Source organism: Paenibacillus sp. NPDC101420 (assembly GCF_050277435.1).
Lineage (GTDB): Bacteria > Bacillota > Bacilli > Paenibacillales > Paenibacillaceae > Paenibacillus_AQ.
In genome coordinates this window covers 414,357-436,955 of record NZ_JBNNSE010000004.1, presented here as the reverse complement: position 1 = coordinate 436,955, position 22,599 = coordinate 414,357, and the positions used below count along the sequence as shown (strand labels likewise).

At 46.7% G+C, this 22,599-nt stretch carries 23 protein-coding genes; 4 read left to right on the top strand and 19 right to left on the bottom strand.

Features of this window, described 5'->3' with window-relative positions; genetic code table 11:
- Positions 1 to 29 precede the first annotated feature (29 nt).
- The 13 genes from ACQKMP_RS19835 to ACQKMP_RS19775 all read right to left on the bottom strand — a co-directional run bounded on the left by ACQKMP_RS19835 (position 30) and on the right by ACQKMP_RS19775 (position 11,540).
- Entirely contained in the window at positions 30 to 221 is a 192-nt protein-coding gene (locus ACQKMP_RS19835) for a hypothetical protein (RefSeq protein WP_042184550.1), read from the bottom strand.
- Between the two features lie 34 nt (positions 222 to 255).
- Positions 256 to 1,545 carry an ABC transporter permease gene (locus tag ACQKMP_RS19830; protein ID WP_042184549.1) on the bottom strand — a complete coding sequence of 430 codons (1,290 nt, stop codon included), beginning with the start codon at positions 1,543 to 1,545 and terminating at the stop codon, positions 256 to 258.
- Complete coding sequence (locus ACQKMP_RS19825; protein ID WP_042184547.1) at positions 1,538 to 2,440, bottom strand: ABC transporter ATP-binding protein; 903 nt, start codon at positions 2,438 to 2,440, stop codon at positions 1,538 to 1,540. The genes ACQKMP_RS19830 and ACQKMP_RS19825 overlap by 8 nt, the downstream gene beginning before the upstream one ends.
- 4 nt (positions 2,441 to 2,444) lie before the next feature.
- Complete coding sequence (locus ACQKMP_RS19820) at positions 2,445 to 3,302, bottom strand: ATP-binding cassette domain-containing protein (protein ID WP_427470683.1); 858 nt, start codon at positions 3,300 to 3,302, stop codon at positions 2,445 to 2,447.
- Between the two features lie 91 nt (positions 3,303 to 3,393).
- Positions 3,394 to 3,789: a GntR family transcriptional regulator gene (locus ACQKMP_RS19815; RefSeq protein ID WP_042184543.1), complete on the bottom strand. Its 396-nt coding sequence runs from the start codon at positions 3,787 to 3,789 to the stop codon at positions 3,394 to 3,396.
- Positions 3,790 to 3,849: 60 nt separating this feature from the next.
- Positions 3,850 to 4,578, bottom strand: a complete 729-nt coding sequence (locus ACQKMP_RS19810; protein WP_042184538.1) for a hypothetical protein — start codon at positions 4,576 to 4,578, stop codon at positions 3,850 to 3,852.
- A gap of 904 nt (positions 4,579 to 5,482) precedes the next feature.
- Positions 5,483 to 5,947, bottom strand: a complete 465-nt coding sequence (locus tag ACQKMP_RS19805) for a DUF420 domain-containing protein (protein ID WP_042123812.1) — start codon at positions 5,945 to 5,947, stop codon at positions 5,483 to 5,485.
- Between the two features lie 26 nt (positions 5,948 to 5,973).
- Positions 5,974 to 6,894, bottom strand: a complete 921-nt coding sequence (gene ctaG / locus ACQKMP_RS19800) for a cytochrome c oxidase assembly factor CtaG (protein WP_042184537.1) — start codon at positions 6,892 to 6,894, stop codon at positions 5,974 to 5,976.
- An 82-nt stretch (positions 6,895 to 6,976) separates the two neighbouring features.
- Positions 6,977 to 7,303 (bottom strand): cytochrome C oxidase subunit IV family protein, encoded by a 327-nt coding sequence (locus tag ACQKMP_RS19795; RefSeq protein WP_042184535.1) that lies wholly within the window; start codon positions 7,301 to 7,303, stop codon positions 6,977 to 6,979.
- A gap of 5 nt (positions 7,304 to 7,308) precedes the next feature.
- Positions 7,309 to 7,935 (bottom strand): cytochrome (ubi)quinol oxidase subunit III, encoded by a 627-nt coding sequence (locus tag ACQKMP_RS19790; RefSeq protein WP_042184533.1) that lies wholly within the window; start codon positions 7,933 to 7,935, stop codon positions 7,309 to 7,311.
- Positions 7,932 to 9,779, bottom strand: coding sequence for a cytochrome c oxidase subunit I (ctaD, locus tag ACQKMP_RS19785; RefSeq protein ID WP_042193223.1), 1,848 nt, complete (start codon positions 9,777 to 9,779; stop codon positions 7,932 to 7,934). Before ctaD ends, ACQKMP_RS19790 begins: the two co-directional genes overlap by 4 nt.
- Positions 9,780 to 9,906: 127 nt before the next feature.
- Positions 9,907 to 10,953, bottom strand: a complete 1,047-nt coding sequence (coxB, locus tag ACQKMP_RS19780; protein ID WP_427470561.1) for a cytochrome c oxidase subunit II — start codon at positions 10,951 to 10,953, stop codon at positions 9,907 to 9,909.
- A gap of 398 nt (positions 10,954 to 11,351) precedes the next feature.
- A complete protein-coding gene (locus ACQKMP_RS19775; protein WP_042123803.1) occupies positions 11,352 to 11,540 on the bottom strand; it encodes a hypothetical protein in 189 nt (62 codons plus the stop codon).
- Positions 11,541 to 12,010: 470 nt separating this feature from the next.
- On the opposite strand from ACQKMP_RS19775, the gene ACQKMP_RS19770 reads away from it, so the two are divergent.
- The 3 genes from ACQKMP_RS19770 (at position 12,011) to ACQKMP_RS19760 (ending at position 14,526) form a co-directional block, all read left to right on the top strand.
- Entirely contained in the window at positions 12,011 to 13,027 is a 1,017-nt protein-coding gene (locus ACQKMP_RS19770; RefSeq protein WP_042184532.1) for a serine hydrolase domain-containing protein, read from the top strand.
- 92 nt (positions 13,028 to 13,119) lie between these two features.
- Positions 13,120 to 13,458 carry a DUF4870 domain-containing protein gene (locus ACQKMP_RS19765; protein ID WP_060626766.1) on the top strand — a complete coding sequence of 113 codons (339 nt, stop codon included), beginning with the start codon at positions 13,120 to 13,122 and terminating at the stop codon, positions 13,456 to 13,458.
- 111 nt (positions 13,459 to 13,569) lie between these two features.
- Entirely contained in the window at positions 13,570 to 14,526 is a 957-nt protein-coding gene (locus ACQKMP_RS19760; protein ID WP_427470558.1) for a diacylglycerol/lipid kinase family protein, read from the top strand.
- Positions 14,527 to 14,626: 100 nt separating this feature from the next.
- Here ACQKMP_RS19760 and ACQKMP_RS19755 read toward each other — a convergent pair whose 3' ends face one another.
- From ACQKMP_RS19755 to ACQKMP_RS19740, 4 genes are read right to left on the bottom strand one after another with little or no spacing between them, the layout of a single operon-like run.
- Positions 14,627 to 15,220, bottom strand: coding sequence for a xanthine phosphoribosyltransferase (locus ACQKMP_RS19755; protein WP_042123794.1), 594 nt, complete (start codon positions 15,218 to 15,220; stop codon positions 14,627 to 14,629).
- A 42-nt stretch (positions 15,221 to 15,262) separates the two neighbouring features.
- The gene (locus ACQKMP_RS19750) at positions 15,263 to 15,565 is read right to left on the bottom strand and encodes a hypothetical protein (protein ID WP_042184527.1); all 303 of its coding nucleotides are present in this window, start codon (positions 15,563 to 15,565) and stop codon (positions 15,263 to 15,265) included.
- Positions 15,566 to 15,587: 22 nt separating this feature from the next.
- On the bottom strand, positions 15,588 to 16,406 hold the full coding sequence (locus tag ACQKMP_RS19745; RefSeq protein WP_339244544.1) for a TrmB family transcriptional regulator: 819 nt from the start codon (positions 16,404 to 16,406) through the stop codon (positions 15,588 to 15,590).
- A 33-nt stretch (positions 16,407 to 16,439) separates the two neighbouring features.
- Positions 16,440 to 17,222, bottom strand: coding sequence for a zinc ribbon domain-containing protein (locus ACQKMP_RS19740; RefSeq protein ID WP_427470555.1), 783 nt, complete (start codon positions 17,220 to 17,222; stop codon positions 16,440 to 16,442).
- Positions 17,223 to 17,527: 305 nt separating this feature from the next.
- Here ACQKMP_RS19740 and ACQKMP_RS19735 point away from each other — a divergent pair, with 305 nt between their 5' ends.
- The gene (locus ACQKMP_RS19735) at positions 17,528 to 18,202 is read left to right on the top strand and encodes a GTP pyrophosphokinase (protein WP_042193221.1); all 675 of its coding nucleotides are present in this window, start codon (positions 17,528 to 17,530) and stop codon (positions 18,200 to 18,202) included.
- Between the two features lie 100 nt (positions 18,203 to 18,302).
- Here the strand turns inward: ACQKMP_RS19735 and ACQKMP_RS19730 are convergent, their stop codons facing one another.
- Together ACQKMP_RS19730 and ACQKMP_RS19725 are read right to left on the bottom strand one after the other, a co-directional pair.
- Positions 18,303 to 19,106 carry a hypothetical protein gene (locus ACQKMP_RS19730; RefSeq protein ID WP_340973943.1) on the bottom strand — a complete coding sequence of 268 codons (804 nt, stop codon included), beginning with the start codon at positions 19,104 to 19,106 and terminating at the stop codon, positions 18,303 to 18,305.
- 32 nt (positions 19,107 to 19,138) lie between these two features.
- Positions 19,139 to 22,225 (bottom strand): DEAD/DEAH box helicase, encoded by a 3,087-nt coding sequence (locus ACQKMP_RS19725; protein WP_339244540.1) that lies wholly within the window; start codon positions 22,223 to 22,225, stop codon positions 19,139 to 19,141.
- Between the last annotated feature and the right edge of the window lie 374 nt (positions 22,226 to 22,599).

Sequence of the window (22,599 nt, the reverse complement as noted above, 5' to 3'; positions counted from 1 at the left end):
CGCGGCTTCCTTTCCCTATTTCCCTACTATTACGCTTTACTCTTACGAGCCTTTCCGTACATCCACAATCCCGCAATCATCCCCACCATGGCAATCCCAGTCAATACACCCTGAGTGAAATCCATTAAAGTGGACCCATTGGTCGAGAGCATTCTACTAACCGTAGCCAGAGATACCGAACTCATTAAAAGCATCATATTGTATTGTTCACTTTTAGTCATGATTACCACTCCTTAAAAGTTTATAAGAAGCCACTTAGATCTTGTAAGCCTTCATCGCTTTTCTGATCTCTTTAATACTTGGACGTTTGCCGTACATCAATACGCCTGTGCGATAGATCTTGGCAGCCAACCATCCAAAGATGAATGTGGTAACAAGCAGGATGGCTAATGATACAATAACTTGCCAGATCGCTACTTCACCAACACCAATCCGGAGCAGCATGGTCAATGGAGAGGTGAACGGTACATAACTCGCTACCTTAACCAGCAGAGTATCCGCATTAGAGATACTGAATAGTGGAACATAGAATGCTACGAAGCCTAACATCATAATCGGCATAACCGCTTGGCCAAGATCCTCTGTACGGCTGACAATCGAACCTACAGCTGCATACATCAAGGCATAGAGGAAATAACCTAGTACATAAAGAACAATCCCATAAAGCAACAAGTTAATATTAAGCTGACCTAAATCCAGGTCTAAATCTTTCAAGATCGTTGCATTATGCGGAAGCTTGAGATTGACAACTACCGCTGCAATAATGACGCCAATTTGTAATAACCCTACTAAGAAGACACCGATAACTTTACCGAACATTTGCGCTAAAGGTGAGGCACTTGTAATCAGAATCTCCATGATCCGTGAGCTCTTCTCTGAAGTAATCTCAGCTGCGATCATATTACCGGTCATCATGATAGACATGAAGAACAGCATAAGCATGGCGTATACAATGACGTAATTAATAGGTGGAGCGGATTCCTGCGACGCATCCTTATCTCCCGCAGTCCCATCAGGGTTGAGCTGCTGAGTAGCTATCTGTACCGGTGTTGACATAGCAGCAATCTGCTCCTGCGTCAGCTTGTCGCCAACGACGAACTGGGTGTTTACCTGCTGAAGGGCATTTTGGAGATAGATTTGTACATCGCCCTTCAATTCACCATTCTCACTATGATAAGTAACGGGTGGAAGTCCTTCACCAGTCGGTTCTGCAAAAGTAACATACCCTTCTACAGTCCCTTCATCTAAAGCTTTCTTTAGCTCCGCATCGTCGGCAGAAGTATATTGCACAACTTTTGCCTGCGGCATTCCTTCAGGTGAAGTATAAGCCTTCAACAACTCTGCAGCCTGATTTCCATCTTCCGCGATCACAGCAATTTGAGTCTCTGCGTTTGTTGTAGAATCTCCCTTAAACTGATCGATGATGTACGGAAGATTCATCCCAATGCTGAGCAGCAACACTAGAATTAACGTAGTAATCATGAATGATTTCGTTCTTACTTTATTTTTAAAGGTAAAGCCAATAATTGTCCCCATCTTATTCATGAGATTCACCCACCGCTCTGATAAAGATTTGATTTAACGTTGGTTCCTTAATTTCAAAATGCTCCACTTCACCCTGCGCCATCGCCTGCTGTAGGATACGTTGTGCTGCGCCGATCTCACTGATTGACAACAGATAACCTCGCTCCTGTCGCTGTACTGCTGTTACACCTGCAATTGATTCTAGACCGGTCACTTCGTTATCCGTACGCAACAATACTTGTTCACGAGGATATCCACTCTTAATCGTACGAATATCGCCCTGCACGACAGTATTGGAACGATCCAAAATCGTAATATTACGGCAAAGCTCTTCAACATGCTCCATCCGGTGAGTAGAGAATAAGATACTCGTTCCTTGATCACGCAATTCTTTTACCGTATCTTTCAGTAGTTCCACGTTAACAGGGTCCAAGCCACTGAAGGCTTCATCAAGGATGAGAATTTGCGGCTTATGAACGACTGCGGCGATAAAGCCCATTTTCTGCTGATTCCCTTTGGAGAGCTCTTCAATCTTCTTATTGTAGTAATCCGGAACCTCAAACCGATCGAGCCAGTAGCGAAGGCTCTTATCTGCATCACTAGCCGACATCCCGCGCAGACGTGCCAAGTAGACGATTTGATCGCTTACCTTTACCTTTGGATATAATCCTCTTTCTTCGGGCAGATAGCCCATGATTTGCTGAAGTTCGCTGTTATACGACTTTCCATTATACAAAATATTCCCGCCATCAGGGTAAATTAGGCCAAGCACCATGCGCATTGTGGTTGTTTTCCCTGCACCATTTGCCCCCAGTAATCCGTAAATTTCCCCCTTGCCTACCGTTAGGTTAATTCCGTTTACAGCGGTTTTTTCTCCATATTGCTTCATTACACTTTCCAGCTTTAAGGCTTCCATTTCTCTAGTCCCCTCTCTTGTGATCAATCAGGATAGGACGGTGTCCCTGTGTCCATAAACCCAATATTTCGTCCAATTCTAAACTGCGACTCTTGATAACCTTTACGCCCAAGTCCTGAATGCGTTTCTCGTTCTTAGAAAATTGTTCTATGATAAAAGAAGCTACACCCGGTGTATCCATGGTAAAGTTTATACCTCCCGGTAATTCCGCTGATAACTCAGCAAGCTCCTCTTCACCTGCAACCTGTACCCATACCTCGGTCCAAGTACCGAATAAACTGTCTTTCTCGGCCATACCCAGCAGTTCACCTCTATGCATAAGCATGATATAATCTGCCAACCGCCGCACCTCTTCCACAATGTGTGTAGAGATGATGATCGTAGCGTTGTTCTCATCCATATATTTAAGCAGCGTCTCGATCATAATCTTCCAGGCAAAGGGATCAAGACCTGATGAAGGTTCATCCAGTAGCAGCAGACTTGGGCGTGACGCAAGTGCTGCGGCAATTTCGAATTTCCGACGCTCACCCTTAGACATCTTAGAAAGCCTCATATGATATGGAACCTCAAAGCGATCCATTAGATCCTGAAAATACGACTCATCCCAGTTCGGATACCAATGCTGTCGAAATTGAGCGGCCTCTTCTGCATTCCAGTGGTTCTCCTCAGTAATCGACGTCTCAGGAACATAGGCAATGGTCTGCCGCAGCTCCAGAGGCAACCCGCTATCATACCTGTTCTCAAACCAATATATCTCGCCTTCCTCTGGATTGGTCAGCTGCATCAGTAGATTCAGTAGCGTGCTTTTGCCAGATCCATTCTGACCTACCAGGGCTGTAATATATCCTCTTGGCAGATTCATGGTCAGCGGTCCTATCGTCTTGTTTCGCCGCTGTTTAAGTACATTCCGCAATTCTATAGCCATCTGTACCATATGAATATGCGCCCCCCTTTCATTCCTTTGCTCTATACTTGCGTTCTACAATCTCCATAAAAATCTGCTCAAGTTCATCCTTGCTGCAATGTACCGATCGGCCGATATCCACAGCACTTTCAAGTGCTTTGCCTACCGTGTCTCGTTTGTATTCTTCCATTGCTCCGTCGCCTATGTGGGATACAAAGGTACCTGTTCCTTGTCTCGTTCGCAGCAAACCTTCGTTCTCCAGATCCTGATATACGCGCCGCACTGTAATTACACTGCATTTCAGATCTCCTGCAAACTCACGAATCGAGGGCAGTAGCGTACCTTCTGTAATGACTCCGCTAATGATTAATGATCTAAGCTGAGTCTCTATCTGATGATAGAGGGGCTCTGCACTATTTTCGTTGATTTGTACCGGTATCCACATTATTTACACCTCGCCTTCCACTCTAGCGTGCTAGAGCGCAGTCCTTGCCATTCCGATTTTTTATACGAGATTGCGACTCTTCAGTCGATGTATAGTCCATTTAGAGAATAACTGCACAGATATTGTCCCCAGCAGAAGTGATCCCCACATGATCGGAGATAACAGCCCCCACTCCTTGGAATAGGAGATACTGTATAAAAACAAATTACCTCCCCCAAGTGTAACTAGGAATGATATTCCCCACGATAACACTACGATAAGCAATGTTAGCCATAGATAAGCTTTGCCGCTAAAAAGATACTCAATAAAAATATATAGACCTGAGACCATGAATCCGAAGCCGAGCCATGTAATGGCAAAAGCTATATACGAGGGAACCGCCAGCTCTGTCCGGAAATTTTCCCCTAACAAGTAAACAATACCGAAGAATAACGTACCATTTAGAATAAAGGAGCAAACTCCCTGAAGTTTTCTCCGCGATAATATTACTGCAGCTGGAATTGGTAAGGTTCTTAAGTAAACCAACATTTTTGTGTAAGAGTCTTCACTCCAATATTTCATGGAACGGCGAGAGAATGTTAATCCCAATAAGGGTATAAAGGAAAGAAATAAGAAATCCGTTATCATCGTCCGATCCTGCTCACCTAGTACGTCATTTGCTACCAGGCTAGTCATTCCACCAAGATAACACATAAAAATAACTGTTATTACGAGGGTCCCTAATATCTTTAATTTGTCTCCGCGAAAATCAGAGCGCAACATAAACCATGAATCTTTTAATGTTCTCATTAAAACTAACCTCGCTTTACAATGTCTTCAGCGTCTAGCAGAAGCAGGTGTTCATATCCCTGTGCTTACTGTATATATCTATATACACAGTATATGTCCTTAATTTACCATTGTCAATCCTGTAAATGGAAAACATTCAAGTTGATTAGGAGGTATGCGCTCCCCCCTTTGGAGAAGGCTTTGCACGTATGGGAAACTGATCATTATCAGGATTAACTAATCAGAGGATTAAACATAACTTATGGAGAGGTTGAATATGAGCGAAGGACGCGGAGTGAGGACAGCCTCATTGTTGCTTCGCCAATGGGTTGTAGGTGTAGGGCCAGTTGTTGCGGCTCGGTGGGGTGATTGAAGGGCGGGAGCGACTCCTCTGTGGGTGTGACCACTAATGGATGCGACTCCTCGGCGTGCGCTACCACTGAGTGGATGTGAATCACTCGGTGGGTGTAACTGCTAGTAGAATTAACAATTAGGGAAAATCTCCCTCTAATTACTTGGATTTAGCCTGAAATCAACGTTTTTAGGGAATTCCTCCCTATAAATTCAGCCATTTCTACGTTTTAGAGCTTAAACGGTTAAAATACAGGGAGAAATTCCCTAATTATCGTTTTTCGAGCTCAAAACTTATCTCTTTCAGGGAGGTTTTCCCTAAAAATAAGTAAATAGAATGCTTCACATCACGCCACTGTTCATATCACAAGTGATTTCACAGTTCAATTTTACAACTTCAGCACTCCCCCAACTCCATAAACTAAAATAAGCCCGTTATCCATCATCCCTATTTAGGAACGAGCAGATGCATAGGCTTATTTCATTACTATTCACACAAATTCACGTACGATTCGCACGCATATTCACATGCTCTTTTCACATGCCAATCACAAGCTCTTTTCACGCAACTATCTTACGCGCCCAAAATAACTTCCCACACTGGCTTGGTGTGTCCACCTGGATACAGAACATAAAGCAGCACATACACCATAACGCCAGTAATCGCAGTAATGAACCAGATTATAGATGTTACTCTGCCCCACTTACGGTGCTTGGAGTACTTCGCCTTAAATCCAAGAGTTAACGTAGTAAGTCCGAATACCGCAGCTACCGTTGCCAGCACGATATGGAAGATCAGAAACACTTGATAAATCGTCTGAAGTTCATCAGGACCACCCCATGAGGTGTTTCCCACAAACAACGTTCTAGATACGTAAACAATAAAAAACAGGAGCGCGGCGATTGCGGCAGCAATCATCGTCTTCTTGTGCGCCTCGCGTTTGCCCTTAATGATGAGCCACCAGCCAATAGCTACGAGCACCGCACTAAGCACGATGAACGATGTGCTAATAGTTGGAAACACCGTAAAAATATCCATGATTCTCCTCCTTGGCAGTCTACCAGTTATGCACGGGTCAAGGTGCTCTCCTCGAGTGCTGAGGAAGGCGTCGATAATTCATCGCCCTCTTGTCCGTTCTCTTTTTTATACCAATGATAGAACACATAAGCAAGCATAGAGGCAAAAATAAATTCCTGAATGAACTTCATCGCGATACCTCCCACCTGCTGATCCACTTTTGGTGACAACAATGAAAAGAACGCAGGACCCCCAAAATTCTGAAGTAAGGCAGAAGGATCACCCGATATACAATAGCCCATGGCAAGTGCCCAAGTCTCCGGATCACTGTAAGTAGCATAGAGCGGTTGATCTGCAAAAATAATCAGTCCGCAAGCTGGTGTCAGCAATACCATGTTTAGAAAAATAAACCCAATCTTGCCCAGTCCACTCGCCATTCGACGCTCCGGTAACGGATTGATCAATGTCCACCACATTAAGGCAGCTGTTAGGAATAAAACAATATAGTAGATTCGGTGAACGGTAAAATGCAGCATCACATAATCATGGATAACAGGAATATGGTACAAGGAAAATAGTCCATTAAACAGTAGAGCAGCTACCACCGGTCGAGCTAAAAAAGACAACCGGCGAAATGGATTTACTCTCAATATGCTGCGCCAGATAAAATCTGGAATCCCCAGCATAATCAGCGGCACCGCCACTAGGTATGACAAGGCCATACTAACCATGTGGAAGGAAAACATCATATGTCCTAATAGACTAACAGGACCGCCTTGTGCAAGATAAAGCGCAAGCATTCCGCACACAAATAGTGCTCTTCGCCAGAATGGAACCGGAACTGAATCGGCATGAAGTCCATCAATCGGACCAATCCAAACGAAATAACCCGCCGTCAGCAGCAGCATGACCGCCAGAAAAAGCGGGCTCCATAGTTCTGCAAAGCTAAAATATTGTAATCCGAGCATAACCCTAACCCCTCCTAGCGCAGGATCTAGTTAAACACCAAAAAGAGGGGGCATCTCAGCCCGCCTCTTTCTTTATAGTCCGTTAATTCCACCAAACCCAATACAGCGACATAATAATACAGGTACCGGCGGTAAAAAAACCACCCAGCATGAAGATAATCGGTATTAGATGTCCTTTATCTTTCAGGTGCATCCAGAAGCCCATCTGCACAATGACCTGAATGACTGCCATCACCAGGAGTAGAATAACCGCAAAGGTGGCATTCACCCCTCCAGCCGCAACAGCGGCGAAAGCAATTAAGGTCAAGACAATGGACAGTATAAAGACAACAATATGCCTCTGTGGCCCTTCATGCCGATGACGATGCTTATACCCGTCATTCTCTGGCACATGCTGATCTGTCGTCATAGTGTCTAGCCCACCTTTCCAAGTAGGTATACAACCGTAAAGATGAAGACCCATACCACATCAATAAAATGCCAGTACATGGCTGACACATACACTTTTGGTGCAGTAACTACGGTTAATCCTTTACGCATGAGTTGCCCAATCAGGATGGCGATCCATGCAATCCCGAAAGCTACGTGCGCACCGTGGAATCCTACTAATGTATAGAATGCCGAACTAAATGCACTTGTAGTCATTCCGAAGTCTTCGTGTCTCACATATTGAGTAAACTCATAGATCTCCAGAATCAGGAAGCCAAGCCCTAAGGCTACAGTTACCAAAAGCCAGTTACGAAGCACAGCCGGACGGTTCCTATGCATCGCTTGGATAGCGAATACACTCGTCAGACTGCTTACCAAAAGAATGAATGTTGCAGCAGCTACAAGCGGCAAGTGAAACAATTCATTCGCCGATGGCCCCTCATTCGTCTGATTACGCAATGCGAGGAACGTAGCGAACAACGTACCGAACAATACCGCTTCCCCACCTAGAAACAACCAAAAGGCAAGAACCTTGTTTCGTCCTTCGAGCGTAGCTTTTTCCGGCTCGTGAGGAAATTCTTCCTTAGAAGCTTCTGCATGTGCCGTTGTCATGTCCGCTCACTTCCTTCCAGCTCTTCAGGTTCAATATGCCATCCATGATCATCATACAGCGAACGCAACAGCATAGATCCAAACGTGATGATAAGACCGATGGCTGTAACGATATAATTATTAAACATAAAGCTCATAAAGGCGTTGCCGAAGTCATCCCGACTGAACATGAAGCCAAGTCCAGCGATGAAAATTCCAACAGACATAGTAAACGGCAATATAGTTGCAGACGGCATATGGATCGAGCCGACCGGTTCTGCCGGAGTCATGCCTTTATTTCCTGCCATCTTTTCTTTCCAGAATGCATCAATACCACGGATAAGTGGGGTTTGCTTGAAGTTATATTCTGGTGGTGGTGAAGGAATCGTCCATTCTAGTGTACGTCCATCCTCCCAAGGATCATTAGCTGCATCCGCCGGTCTTCTTGAAGTTAGATAGATGTTAACCAAGAATATAATCATGCCCACACTCATCAATCCAGCACCGATTGTACTGACTAAATTCAGCAAATCGAATTGCTGATTCGGCAAATACGTGAATACCCGACGTTGCATCCCCATGAGTCCAAGGAAATGCTGTACAAAGAATGTCAGATGGAATCCGATGATAAACGTCCAGAAGGTCCATTTGCCCAGCTTCTCACTTAGCATCCGACCAAACATCTTCGGCCACCAGTAATGCAGACCTGCAAACAGGCCAAGCACCAAGCCGCCCACAATAACGTAGTGAAAATGTGCTACAACAAAATACGTATCATGGAACTGAAAGTCAGCAGGCGCAGAAGCCAGCATGACGCCAGTGACGCCACCCATCGTAAAGGTAGGAATGAATCCTGCCGCGAACAGGTTTGGTGTCGTGAAACGTACTTGCCCGCCCCACATCGTGAACAACCAGTTAAAAATCTTGATTCCTGTCGGAACCGCAATCAACATCGTCGATACAGAGAACAACGCATTAGCTACCGGCCCAAGTCCGGTAGTGAACATATGGTGAGCCCAAACCATGAAGCCCAGGAAGGCAATCAGGATGGTAGCGAACACCATTGAGCTATACCCGAACAATCGCTTCCGTGAAAAAGTCGGGATAACCTCCGATATAATTCCGAAGGCAGGCAGAATGAGGATATATACTTCTGGATGACCAAATATCCAGAAGATATGTTGCCAGAGCACCGGATTACCCCCAGCCCCAACCTCGAAGAAATTGGCTCCAAGTATCCGGTCGAATGTCAGCAGTACTAAACCTACTGTAACTGCTGGAAATGCAAACAGAATAATTGCGGAAGTAATAAATGTAGTCCAAGCAAACATCGGCATCCGCATGTAGGTCATTCCCGGCGCGCGCATCGTAATGATCGTGGCTAGAAAGTTAATCCCCCCGATGAGGGTACCTAATCCGGCAATTTGAAGACCAATCGTATAAAAGTCTACACCGTGTGTAGTGCTGTATGTACTCGTAGATAGTGGGGTGTAGGAGGTCCATCCGGCATCAGGAGCGCCACCCATTATCCAGCTGAGATTCAGTAGAATTCCGCCGAACAGGAAGGTCCAGAAGCCAAGTGCATTTAGAAAAGGAAAGGCTACGTCACGTGCACCGATTTGTAGCGGTATGACGGCATTCATTAAGGCGAAGATGATTGGCATGACGCCGAGGAATATCATCGTCGTACCATGCATGGTAATAAGTTCATTAAACGTTTGGGCATCCAAAAAATTATTCATTGGTTTGATGAGTTGCCAGCGAATCAGAAGTGCTTCAATTCCGCCGATACCAAAAAATAATCCTCCGGCCCATAGGTACAAAATTGCGATTTTTTTATGATCGACGGTTGTTAGCCAATCCATAAGTCCTGTATGGCGCTTCACATTGTGGCCATGCCCCAGAGGCTTGGATGAATTCAAGGTATGCGCTGCTTGAGCCAAAGTTCGTACCCCCTTTTTCGAAAGTTCCGCCCGCCTTTAGGCTAAGGCATTAGTCCAGCTTATAGTTGGCCAGATACTCAGCAATGCCATCAATCTCCGCATCACTTAGGCCTAGATCTTTGGGGTTAGGCATCAGATTGCCCGGTTTTACGGATTGTGGATCATGCAGCCATGTTTTGAGATTCTCCTCAATTGGTGCACCATCCTCCCTCGTGTCGTCGTTGAGCAGGATCCCTGCAATCGACTCCCGCGAACCAATTCCGGTCAAGTTCGGCGCATTATTAATCCCTTGATCACCTACAGCGTGGCAAGTCAGACACGCCGCTTTGAACTTCTCAGCTAAAGCAGGATCCTCTGGCAGCACAGCTACGGGTGCTTTCATCGAATCTATCCACTTCTGAAAATCTTGTTCACTAACCGATTTCACCTTAAATTCCATGAATCCATGAGACGGCCCGCATAGTTCCGCACATTTGCCACGGTAAACGCCTTCATTAGGTGCACTGAAGCTGAAGCGGTTAATCGTCCCGGCTGGGTTGGTGTCGATTTTACCGGAAAGGGAAGGGACCCAGAAGGAGTGCAGCACATCTTTAGTCTCCAGTTCAAAAGCAATATCTTTGCCCACTGGAATAATCAGATCCTGCGCTGTAGTCACCTTGTAATCGGTATACTCAAACCCCCACCAATATTGGTGGCCGGTTACTTTAACCTTAATCGCATCCTTGTCATTGGCATGATCATCTCCTGCGGCGAACACTGCTTTCACCGTTGGAACTGCCAGTACCACTACGAGGATAAGCGGAATGACCGTCCAGAGAATCTCAAGCTTGATGCTACCCTCAACCTGCTCAGGGATTTCATTCTGACCCGGCTTTCGACGGAAACGGATCAGTACATAAGCTGCAATCGTAAAGACAATCAGCAACACGACGATCATAATACTGATCGACAGCTCCATTAATCCATAAGACATTTCCGCCTGAGGCCCCTGTGGTCTGAGCACTGACAAGTCCTCACGGCCGCACCCGGCAAGAAAGAGACCAAACATAGCGGTCATGGGAAGGAGTCGCTTTACAGCCTGCCACGTTTTCATCATTGATCTACCCCGCTTTTCCCGATTTCGTAGGTTCCTGTTTTTTTCTGTCAATTATAACAATCACTATTAATATAAGTTTAAGGGAAAGTTTTGTCAATCGTTCACAACTAGTTCACATTGTAATTTTCGACATAATAATTCCTTGTCCCACCTGCATTTATGCGCATTTTTTGAAAACGCAATCAAATAAAAAATGATCGTTAAAGCGCATTCATTGTGAAATGTGTCTATTAATTCATTTGACTATTTTATGAGAGACAATATTTCTTATTCATAAATGTACATACAAAAAAAACCGATTCCTGCAACAAACGCTGCTCGGGCACGGTTTATAAGAATCCTCGTGGATGTTATTACTCAAAATGATGTCAAAAGTAAGTGACACTCGTATCTGTTAGCTAGGAGACGGATGAATTCATCTTTACCAGCTCATGCTCCACGACCATGGTCAGTTCTTCTTCATAGCCTCCGGTAATCCGATATTTTCGGACGTACTCCTTTACGAATTTCTTGGGATCTTTGGGCCGGAAAATACGTGTCATTTCCCGTAAACTTTCCTTGACTTCGTTATGACCTTTACTTGCCATGATCAGTTCCCTCCCAAAACATTGAAAATGAATGCTCCGTTGTAGAGAATGCATGATGAAAAGTACGCCGTAACCTCGAATGCAAGTGAAGCAACCATTACACATACGTGGCTTGCATTATCCGCCAAAACGTAAAATTCAAAGCTTCAAAGCCTTGAGATACTGGTTCGCCGGTGAAGCAGGTTCGTCGTGATTTGGGCTGAGAGTAAGGACGCCTGTTGAACGAAAGCTCCTTGACACTTTTATTACCCGAAGAGCCACTTACTGAATCACCCCTTTCGGGCCTTATCGTTATATTGTATCATATTCCGGTCCAACTTCCACCTTTCCTTGTAAAATGTGCTAATTGGAAATTTTTTATTTTTTTACAATGTTCTTCGTAAGTCATATTGCTCGTGTCGGGTTAAAATACAATATGCTCTATAGCAGGCCACACCTAGCACATACCACAGCAAGAAAAGGAGATCATTATGGGCCAACCTACACCATTACTGACTTCATCTTATAACGTAGTTCCCGCGATGACTACCGCGCTACCCGAGGAAACTGCAACGCGCCGTGAGGGTCTTGAACAAGCTGATTATGCTATTCAGAAAGAATATCCAAAGATGCATAGTATGCTTATTGCTCGCCATGGCAAGCTCATCTTTGAACGTTATTACGGCAACCATCATGCCGGGGCATTAAATGATCTTCGATCTGCGACTAAAAGCTTTATCAGCGCAATTACCGGAATCGCTATCGATCGGGGAGATATCCCTGATATCGATGTCTTGGTTTCCAAGGTACTTCGTAAGCATGTTCCATACCTGCACTCCCCTCATTTATCAAAAATCACTCTCCGTCATCTGCTTACCATGACTTCCGGATTTAGCTGGATCACGGGCAAGAAGCTGGGGGAGCCTTTCGTCCGGAATCTCCATCGTAGTCGCCGCTGGGGTTCCTTTGCTCTTAGTATGAACATAATTCCGGAACATATCGGTCAATTTCAATACCGTAGTATCGACACCCATCTGATTTCGATGATCCTTAGTGAATCCACAGGTCTTGATGCATTCACCTATGCTGCTGAGCATTTATTTAGCCCTCTCCGAATGACTCACACGGCTTGGTTACCGAGTCCCGAAGGACATAGTATGGGACATATTGGTCTGTACTTAAACTCAAGAGATATGGCTAAATTTGGTATATGTCTGCTTAATAACGGCGTATTTGCAAAACAGCAGATCATTCCGAAGCATTGGCTGCAAGAAGCACTAACTGCACAGACTACGGGATACCCGGCTTTTGGAGATTACGGATATCAGTTCTGGGTAGGTACGATGAGCGGCCAACCCTACAAGCTTGCCCACGGTCATGGCGGACAGCAAATCCTTCTCCTACCCAAGTTAGATACGGTAGTGGTCTTTACAGCAGAGAGTAAGACAAACAATTGGAAGAACCCCCGCAAGCTGTTGGAAAAGTATATTATACCCACAATGAGCTAAACATACTTTTTCCTGACAAGTCATAGGCTTTTAAGGAAGAAGGAGTAGCGAACTAACCCCCTTCTTCTCCAAGTAGAAGGAGAGTGAGCCCTTTGTCCCCTTTCAAATCATCCACCGGATTGCCCGATAATATTGCGGGCGCGCTGTGCTATTTTTTCCCTTTTATCGGCGGTGTTGTCTTTCTCGCTCTGGAGAAACGCAACCGCTTCGTGCTGTTCCACGCGTTGCAATCACTGCTTACGTTCGGCGTGCTGATGATTCTCCATGTCCTAACCGGATTTATCCCTTTTCTCGGTTCCCTGTTGAGTGCAATCCTTTCTCTTTGCAGCTTTGCTATATGGCTGCTTATGATCTATCAAGCTTTAAGCAGCAGATGGTATAAGCTCCCTTGGGTTGGGGATATCGCAGAAAGTCAGATTCGGCATCTATAAACACCGCTGAACTAACACCTCTTATCGCTGAAAAGTATTCCCTTTTGCCTATCCACTCCTTACAATGGAAAGACGGGCATCAACGGAATTCTACAGGCTGGAGGAATTTAAATGTATCTATTCATCATAAACCCGCGTTCCGGCGGGGGCGCAGGCGGGCGGACCTGGCATACTGTAGAGGCGCTCATGAAAGAGCGGATGCTGCCATATACGACCTTGTTTACGCATAGCGCAGAGGGTACAGAAGCTCTCGTTCTAAATACACTTAAACACCGTGAGGACTGGAAAGCCGCGATTGTAATCGGCGGCGATGGCACGCTGCACAGCATTTTGGGTGCCCTTCGTGGCAAAGATATTCCCATGGCAATCATCCCTGCCGGCTCCGGTAACGACTCCGCACGCGGCTTCGGTATTCCGCTTTCGACTGAAGCCGCGCTGGAAGCTGCACTTAGCGAACGGTATATCGAAGCCGATCTGATCTCAGGCGCAAACGGACTGACTTTAACAGCCGTTGCCAACGGCTTTGATGCTCAGGTGGCCGAGAATGTGAATGCCAGCCGTTACAAACGGCTGTGCAATGCCATTGGCGCAGGCCAACTGGCTTATATCATCGGCATATTGCATACGCTGATGACGTTTAAGCCATGCCGGGTGAGTGTTGCGTGCGACGGGACGGAGCACGTCTTTGAAAAGGCATGGCTGGTCTCGGTCTGCAACCTGCCCAGCTACGGCGGCGGGCTCTTGATCTGCCCGCAGGCGAAGGCCGATGACGGCCAGCTCGACGTCTGCGTCGTGCACGGGTGCAGCCGCGGGCAGCTGCTGCGGCTGTTCCCAACGGTACTGAAGGGCAAGCATGTAGCGTTGCCCTTCGTGTCGATGCTGCGTGGACGTAGCGTAGCCGTCAACTTCGCAGAGGCCCGGCCGGCGATCGGCGATGGCGAGAGCTTCGGCAAAGGGCCGCTTGCCGTGCGCTGCGAGTCAGGGGCGCTGCGGGTGCTCTCGCCGCTGGCGGCGGTTAGCGCGCAGCGCCACGCCGATCCTGCAGCGGCATGCGGTAGCAACGGGTAATCCATACCCGTGCATCACAAAAAAAACAGCAAGAGACAGGCTTATAAACCTGTCTCTTGCTGTTTTGTGTTAACTTCATCCCAATCTACACCAAAGAGTCTTAGCTAAGTAGCCCTTCCTCTTCTTCCACGAAAGAGATTCTTCCGTCCTCCAGTGAAGCGATTCGCACGAGTGATTCTACCCGGTAACCAGCTTCCTGCAGTAACCGATTTCCTGGCTGGAACGCTTTTTCGATCACGATACCAATCCCAACCACACTTCCTCCTGCCTGCTCAACAATACGAGCAAGTCCGAAGGCGGCTTCGCCATTCGCCAAAAAATCATCAACAATCAGAACTCGCTCACCCGGAGCAATGAACTTCTTGGAAACGGTAATTTCATTCGTTTCTTTCTTCGTGAAGGAGTAAACCTTTTCTACATAAATATCCTCTGTCAGCGTCAACGATTTCTGCTTACGGGCAAAAATCAGCGGAACCTCCAGCTCTAATGCCGTCATAATCCCCGGAGCAATTCCCGAAGATTCAATCGTCAGTACCTTCGTAATCTCTTCGCCGGAAAAACGGCGGGTAAACTCACGGCCAACCTCACGCATTAGAAAGGGGTCCATCTGATGATTCAGAAAAGAATCTACCTTGAGCACGCCTTGCCCGAGTACAATACCTTCTTTTAACACCTTTTGTCTCAACAGCTCCATAGTGCTCCTCCTTCTCCCATCAATGAATCCTTTCTCCCCACTTTATAGACCTGTCGGTTTTTGTGGCAATAAATTTCCAACGATAGATTTTAAATTATGGTCATCCTTGCTCTTTTCTTGCCCATTATCATAACCCGTAATTCGGATCTCCACGAAATCGCCCGGATTTACCGGTTTAAAGATCAATTTCTCGCGATCTTCCAGTCTCACGTTAAATTTCATGTCCTTGAACATTTCAACTAGCTCTGCTTCTCCGGGACTTGCTCCTTTATCCAGAAACAGCAGTCCACGCAATTTTTTAGGACCATCCTCATGCACCACTTCAAAATGTACGATACATTCCATGCTTTTCACCTCCCTGTAATAGCTACTGCGCCTGTTCTTCCCCATCATCGCCTGGATCATGCATCACATATTTGCTGTGAATTTTGCTGTAACGCTCACCATAACGTTCTTCTAATTCTGCGCCCATATCCTGCTCCAGCTCGAACAGCACCATTTCCTGTGCAAAATGATTCAATAGCAGATCTACTAACACCGGGTGCTCGGTTACAACCGCTTGTGCCGATCCATCTTCATAGCGCATCCCGAGCATACACCAGCTCCGATCGATCACGAATGAGAACTTCCGTCCATCTGTTCGCTGAGTATCTCTTCCGAGAGGCGGCCATACCGGATAGGCGGCAGGAGCAGCATTGCCACCATCAAACGCCCACAAGAGTCTAACGCCACGCAACTCCGCCTGTTCAAGTTCACTCCGTAGAAGTGACGCTTCCTCACGCCACATATCCACTACGATCTCTTGCTCAGCCATATTAAGTTGGCGAATAAGAGCGCCCAATACATTGCGGTCACCTTCCACATTATAAAACGAAGGGCTAACAGGTCCACCGCGAGGCATCTCACTTTCCATATAAGCCAGTGAAGCTTGAACCCGTCCCGAGATCATGGTCGCAAGCTCCTCTGGATTGAGAACACTGTACCGCGCAGGTTCTCCTTCGCCACATCGTACATATCCCTGCTGCGTAAGGCGTTGTAACGCCGCATACACATTCGATCTTGAAACTCCGAGCTGTTTGGCAACCTCATAGCCAGAAGCCTGACCTTTTGTCGCAAGCTCTACCATAATTTTGGACTCCATCTCCGTGAAGCCCAGATTGCGCAGATGCAGCAGCAGCTGTTCCATCTTGTTGTCCCCCTAAGCTGACTGAAATCCGTACTATATTTGCTCTGACCCACATCGCGGGCACCATAAGGAGCCCTTAGGTAATTCGTTCCGACAGATTTGGCACTGGATCATATCTCGTACACCATGGTCCTCAGTGACCGCAGATTCCTCCTGGTGCTCATTCTTGTGCCATTCGCCGAAGCGACGGTCTAGTTCAAGCTGTCTTTTTCTTTCCCGTTCCAGCTGCTCGGCTTGTTTACGTTCCCGCTCAATATCTTGCTCGCTCACCTTATATTCTTCAAGTGGCAGCTCATCATCCGGATGCTGAACTTCAGCATATACGACACTCTGCGGGTGCAGCTTCATTGCAATTTCCTTCTCTTCATCCGTAAGCTCATCTGCACCATAATATTGATCTTCGTCATCTTCATTCACAGATTGAACAAATACCGGTGTAGAAGGCACCCTTCTCGAAGCGGACAATGGCTCCAGCTTACTTCCGCATTTCGGACAAAAGTTTGCATCAAGCGCCACAATATGACCACATGAACATAACCGCTCATTTTTCAGCTCAGCAATTCGTGTCCGCAGGACTTCGATTTTTTCCTGAAGTTTGGAACAGTTACGGGACAGCTCCACCATTTTACCTTCAGCTACCGACATATCCTTTGAACGATATCCTTCATAAAAAAGTCTGCCCATTTTCGTAAATTCAACTTCCATCTCTTGTTCAACGTCGGAAATAAGTCCGTTCAGCTTGCCGATCTCTACTGAGTTTTGGGCTTTTTCGGTAACCCGGCTCGCGCTATCTTTAATTTTTTTGATAAAACTCATTACAGTTCCTCCCTCTCCAGCGATACGTGTTTCTATCATACCAAATGTATCGAGTAGATTCATTAATGTGCTTTAATACGCGATTTAGAGGAGAATGTTCCTATAAAATCCATACTAATTGATTTAAGCCACTTCCCTCTTACACTTATGGGTTATATTTCCTAATTTTGAATGTAATTTTGCGTCAGGGGTTCTACATCGGTTAAAATAGAATTATCACAAATAACGAAATCGGGAGAGTTTCAGTGGAAGAACATGAGAGCACACAGCTTACGCTTAGTCAGCTACAGGTACACGTAAAGGATCTGCAACAGTGGCAAGGTAACAGCAACGAGGATTTCGCTAAACTGGTTAACGAGTTCGAAGCCTTACCGGCACTCTATCGCCACGCGTTAAATGATCTTCAGAATAAAATTGATGTGATCAAGACGGAATGGCAATCCCGCGACGGCTTCAGTCCCATCGAACATGTCAAATGCCGGATCAAAGAACCAAAGAGCATTCTTCAAAAGATGGAGCGCAAAGGCTACGGTTTCAGCTTGGAAAATATGGAGCAATACATTCACGATATTGCCGGAATGCGGATTGTATGTGCCTTCGTTAAAGATATATACCGTTTAGTAGATCATCTTAGTACACGCGAAGACATCCGCGTGCTTGAGATTAAAGATTATATAGCTCATCCTAAACCAAACGGATATCAAAGCCTTCATCTTATAGTCGGTATCCCACTCGTCCTGCTGGAAGGAACACGCTGGGTCAAGGCTGAGATCCAGCTGCGCACCCTAGCTATGGACTTTTGGGCAAGCATGGAACATATTCTGTATTATAAATTCGATAAGCAGTTGCCTTCGCATGTCGCTGAGGAACTGAAAGAAGCCGCGCGCGCCGCTGATGAACTAGATCAAAAAATGCTTCGTCTTCGCCGCGAAATTCTAGAGCTTTCAGAAGGAGAATTGCCTCCTGCTGGTCAGCATTAGAATAACTAACCAGATACTCTGTTAGATAATTAGGCAAAACAAGAGGCTGTTTCAAGAGTAGCATTCACTACTTTTGAGACAGCCTCTTTCGTATTTTCACTTACCGCTTAATCAGACCCTTATTCGCCCGACGTGCAGACGCTTCTGCAACCCGCTGCATAATCAAAGTTAATCCCTCAATGGCTTTAGGTGTCTGCGGTAGCAACGTTCCCCAGTCTTCTGTAACTTCAGCTACTACTACCGGCGAAGGAAACGGTCTAGCCGCAATCTCATGGAACTGTGGCCCAGGCTGATGTAGAGAACCCTCAGCAGCCGCTTCTGCCAGCCATTCGCCAGAGGAAATGGCCGGACCCTTGCGTTCAAGCCGAGCCAATTCTGTAGAAAGTTCACTAACCGAGGCCTCTTCTTCCTCTGTTTCAGCTTCGCCGCTAGAAATATCCCCTTCAGCCCAAAGGGCAAAAATTCCGTCCAAGAGCTCTCCTTTAGTAAATCCTCTCAGCGAAAGTGCCAGCAGTGGCTCTTCAGCAAGACGTTCTTTAATAAGCTTCAAAGTTTCCGCCTTATGCTCCAAACCCTCACCCTCAAAAAGGGCTTGCTCCAGCTCACTATCCGTAGGTAGAAGCTCAAGCTCTGCCAGCTCACCCGTCAAACGTCCTTGCAGCAGGGCAAATACTTCCCCGGGACTTAGTGCCAGACTTCGTAATATTTCTTTTCTTCGGGAAGCATGCCATACCGGAACCTTCAGAGAGAGAGGTCGATCCGCTTGTTGTTCCTGAGAAGGCGCACTGGCGTTCAATTCACCCTTCGACCGAGACCCTCCCGTCACTTTCCCAGGTAGCACCGACCATGCTGCTTTTACTAATCCAGGCACAACTTCCAGCCGCATCTCTAACCGTTCACTCATTGTTCGATCCCTCCGTAACACTCATATCTGTCTTACATCCAGTCCTGATCCTGCAGTTCAATAAGTTCCTTCAGCTCATGATTGGACATCTCAGTCAACCATGTTTCGCCAGAGCCAACAACCTGCTCGGAAAGATTCTTCTTACGCTCAATCAATTCATCAATACGTTCTTCCAACGTTCCTTGGCAAATCAACTTATGCACTTGAACATTTTTATCCTGACCAATTCGGAATGCCCGGTCTGTCGCCTGATTCTCGACTGCCGGATTCCACCAACGGTCATAATGGATGACATGATTAGCTCTTGTAAGGTTCAACCCTACACCACCCGCTTTTAAAGAAAGTACGAAGAAGGATGGGCCTTTTCCCTCTTGAAAATCATGAACCATCTCGTCGCGCTCTCGTTTTGGAATTCCGCCGTGTAAGAATAGCGGCGCTGTTCCATAACGCTTAGTCAGCTTGCTAACCAAGAGCTCACCCATCGCTACATATTGAGTAAAGATCAACACAGATTCTCCGACCTCCGCAATGCTATCCAGAATCTCGAACATGACTTCCATTTTACCGGAATGCTCACTTCGCGGACCCCTGCCTTCTTCTTTGCGGAATAGCTGAGGATGATTACAAATCTGCTTCAATTTCGTTAGAGAAGACAGCACGAGTCCTCTGCGAGCCATCCCGCTACTCTCTCCAATCACGCCAAGCATTTCATCCACGACACCCTGATATAGGACTGCCTGTGTTTCCGTCAGCGGACAATAAGACTTCAGCTCCAGCTTTTCCGGTAAATCTTTAGAGATATCCGGATCGCTTTTCAAGCGGCGCAACAAGAATGGTGATACCAAGCGATGCAATTCCCGCAGTCGTTCTCCACCCTCTCCAGATACATACCGCTGCCGGAAGGAATGGTAGGTTCCTAAATAGCCCGGGTTTAAAAAGTGAAAAATAGACCATAACTCACCTAGTCTGTTCTCTACTGGTGTCCCCGTCATAGCTATGCGATGCGGCGCTGATAGCTTCATCACACTTTGCGCCTGTTTTGTCCGATGATTCTTAATATACTGAGCTTCATCCAGCACCACAGTGGACCACTGAACATTCGCTAAATCCTCACTGTCACGACCTGCTAAATGATAGGTCGTCAATACAATATCATGACTGGCAGCCAGTTCTAAAAAGCTATCCCCCCGCACTCGGCGTCCACCATGATGAATGTGAACTTTAAGAGAAGGCGCAAAGCGCTGCAATTCCCGCTGCCAGTTCCCCAAAAGTGAGGTTGGGCATAGAATCAAGACAGGCTCCTGCTTCTCTTCAGGTGGAGCACTTAAAGCGCGGTCCAGCAGGCAGGTAATGACCTGCACCGTCTTACCGAGACCCATGTCATCGGCCAGACACACCCCAAATCCCAGACCACTGAGAACGGAGAGCCATTGATAGCCGCGCTCCTGATAAGGTCTCAGGGTGCCGTGCAGACCTTCAGGTACGGCACGCACTGGAAGATTACGCAATATGTCGCCCCGCATCAGCGATGACAATAGTCCGGATGTTTCCATCCCCGTGACCGACATCCCTTTCCAGAGCCGCTCTTCACCATCCTCAGCCTCTAGACGCATCCAATCGGCTGCGGTCATTTCCCCATTTTCATGGCGTTTCATATATCTAAGAACCTGGCGAATTTCTTTAGGATCTACCTCAATCCATTCTCCGCGGAAACGTACAAAGGGTACGCCTGCCTCCACTAGTGCGTTTAGTTCTTCTTCACTGATTGTACTCTCCCCAAGTGAGGCTTCAATGCGAAATGAAATCAGCTCTTCCATCCCAAGAGCCACTGGAGCAGGACTATCGATCCCACTCACTACCGGCTGCATTTTCATTTTCATGCCAATCCGGCGGCGTCCCTCACGGCTCCAGCGCGATGGCATCTGCACGGTTATTCCACGCTCACGCAGCTGCTGCACCGTCTCCTTCAAAAAGAAATAAAGACGCTCTGGTTCCAAATCTGCTCCCGTAGGTGCAGGCATAGAAAGAGCGCGCTCTATGTCTGGAGAGATTCTTGCCGCTCGGCCCAGCGCTATAAGAAGCTGCTGCTGTATATTTCGATAGCGTTTCCCCCATAACGTAAACTCTCGTTCCTTACTGCTCCAAATCGATTTTGCCGGAATCCAGAATTCCCCTTCTTCCTTGTTCTCCGCCCAGAAGGTTAACCGCCAGATTTCTTCATTATCTCCAGGGGGCTCAAGACGTAGCCCAAGACCCAGCTGTCCACTCCGCGCTTCTTCAGGTTCCGATTGCGGCACATCGCTACCAGCTGTCTCATTCACAGTAGCCAGAAGATCTGTCACCTCTGCTTGCGTTCCCTGCACGGGTATATCCCGGCTGCCTGTAAGAAGACTATTCCACCACAGCTCAGTTAAAGGGGAGTAACCCCGGCGATAATTGGCTTTGTAAGGGGTAAGTTCACTTTCAATACCCGCAATCACTTTCTTTATCTCTGCAGTCATTACCGCCTGCATAAAGGAGTAAAGCACATAGGCGCCTGCCTCTTCCCTCGAAGATAAATCCCCCGCTTCAGCTATATGCGTCCCTAAGGCCAATACCGGCATGGACGACGCCAGCTGCAGAAAGATCTCCTTATCCTCCTGCTTTCGAAAAGCTGGAGACCAGCAGACCGTTGCTGCTTGTTCACCACCACGACGGCGTGAACCTACCGGACGTGGGGGCAAGGCTCCTGGCGTAACGCCGCCAGTACCCATCAATTCCAGCGCAAAGCGGGCTGCTGCCGCCCAATAGCGCAATTCGCCTCCAGGCTCTACTCCCTGATCTCGGCATAACGTCTCATCCCATGCCAGAAGCAGTTCAAATGCATCGCTAGGGACTAAGGCGAGCCCTTCGAATGTTCTTCCGGGCAATCCACGGCGTGCTGGCTTCCCCTCTACAGGAGGAGCCGGATATTTCACTTCTGCGAGTCGCAGAGCAGCACTCGCAAAAGGGCGAACTCCTCCCTGCAGCTCCAGCCGCTTCACCACTCGGGTCCAAGCGTCAACCTTCGGCTCCGAAGTTTCGCCAGAGAAGCAAAATAACACATCCCCCAACCATATTGCATAAAGATGCTTAGTCATCGGTGATCTCCTGTCTTTTAAGCAAGCAAAAAAGAACCAGTCCGCCACCATCAGGTGGTAACTGCAACCTTTTTCGCGAGAAATAAATTTTGAAGCTATACAAGTAGAAGTAGTTTCTCCATCCTTTTAGAGATGAGATACACTCCTGTAAGAAATATAAGGATAAAGAACTAGGATAAAACTTATCTGCTCTTGAATCTTCATCTCTTCATCTTATACGAAAAAGCGCTGATTTAAAAACGTTTCTGCATATTTTCTGTAGATTTTTATACAAATAAAGTTGAAGTACGTAGAAACACCCATGAATTTGATTCATTTCAGCATATTTTTAATAAATGTTCTAGCCACTATCGTAAAATACCCTTCACCACTAC

Excerpts from the sequence above, each read along its gene's own strand:
- ACQKMP_RS19835 (WP_042184550.1), bottom strand. The coding sequence starts at position 221 with ATGACTAAAAGTGAACAATACAATATGATGCTTTTAATGAGTTCGGTA.
- ACQKMP_RS19830 (WP_042184549.1), bottom strand. The coding sequence starts at position 1,545 with ATGAATAAGATGGGGACAATTATTGGCTTTACCTTTAAAAATAAAGTA.
- ACQKMP_RS19825 (WP_042184547.1), bottom strand. The coding sequence starts at position 2,440 with ATGGAAGCCTTAAAGCTGGAAAGTGTAATGAAGCAATATGGAGAAAAA.
- ACQKMP_RS19820 (WP_427470683.1), bottom strand. The coding sequence starts at position 3,302 with ATGAATCTGCCAAGAGGATATATTACAGCCCTGGTAGGTCAGAATGGA.
- ACQKMP_RS19815 (WP_042184543.1), bottom strand. The coding sequence starts at position 3,789 with ATGTGGATACCGGTACAAATCAACGAAAATAGTGCAGAGCCCCTCTAT.
- ACQKMP_RS19810 (WP_042184538.1), bottom strand. The coding sequence starts at position 4,578 with ATGAGAACATTAAAAGATTCATGGTTTATGTTGCGCTCTGATTTTCGC.
- ACQKMP_RS19805 (WP_042123812.1), bottom strand. The coding sequence starts at position 5,947 with ATGGATATTTTTACGGTGTTTCCAACTATTAGCACATCGTTCATCGTG.
- ctaG (WP_042184537.1), bottom strand. The coding sequence starts at position 6,894 with ATGCTCGGATTACAATATTTTAGCTTTGCAGAACTATGGAGCCCGCTT.
- ACQKMP_RS19795 (WP_042184535.1), bottom strand. The coding sequence starts at position 7,303 with ATGACGACAGATCAGCATGTGCCAGAGAATGACGGGTATAAGCATCGT.
- ACQKMP_RS19790 (WP_042184533.1), bottom strand. The coding sequence starts at position 7,935 with ATGACAACGGCACATGCAGAAGCTTCTAAGGAAGAATTTCCTCACGAG.
- ctaD (WP_042193223.1), bottom strand. The coding sequence starts at position 9,779 with ATGGATTGGCTAACAACCGTCGATCATAAAAAAATCGCAATTTTGTAC.
- coxB (WP_427470561.1), bottom strand. The coding sequence starts at position 10,953 with ATGATGAAAACGTGGCAGGCTGTAAAGCGACTCCTTCCCATGACCGCT.
- ACQKMP_RS19775 (WP_042123803.1), bottom strand. The coding sequence starts at position 11,540 with ATGGCAAGTAAAGGTCATAACGAAGTCAAGGAAAGTTTACGGGAAATG.
- ACQKMP_RS19770 (WP_042184532.1), top strand. The coding sequence starts at position 12,011 with ATGGGCCAACCTACACCATTACTGACTTCATCTTATAACGTAGTTCCC.
- ACQKMP_RS19760 (WP_427470558.1), top strand. The coding sequence starts at position 13,570 with ATGTATCTATTCATCATAAACCCGCGTTCCGGCGGGGGCGCAGGCGGG.
- ACQKMP_RS19755 (WP_042123794.1), bottom strand. The coding sequence starts at position 15,220 with ATGGAGCTGTTGAGACAAAAGGTGTTAAAAGAAGGTATTGTACTCGGG.
- ACQKMP_RS19750 (WP_042184527.1), bottom strand. The coding sequence starts at position 15,565 with ATGGAATGTATCGTACATTTTGAAGTGGTGCATGAGGATGGTCCTAAA.
- ACQKMP_RS19745 (WP_339244544.1), bottom strand. The coding sequence starts at position 16,406 with ATGGAACAGCTGCTGCTGCATCTGCGCAATCTGGGCTTCACGGAGATG.
- ACQKMP_RS19740 (WP_427470555.1), bottom strand. The coding sequence starts at position 17,222 with ATGAGTTTTATCAAAAAAATTAAAGATAGCGCGAGCCGGGTTACCGAA.
- ACQKMP_RS19730 (WP_340973943.1), bottom strand. The coding sequence starts at position 19,106 with ATGAGTGAACGGTTAGAGATGCGGCTGGAAGTTGTGCCTGGATTAGTA.
- ACQKMP_RS19725 (WP_339244540.1), bottom strand. The coding sequence starts at position 22,225 with ATGACTAAGCATCTTTATGCAATATGGTTGGGGGATGTGTTATTTTGC.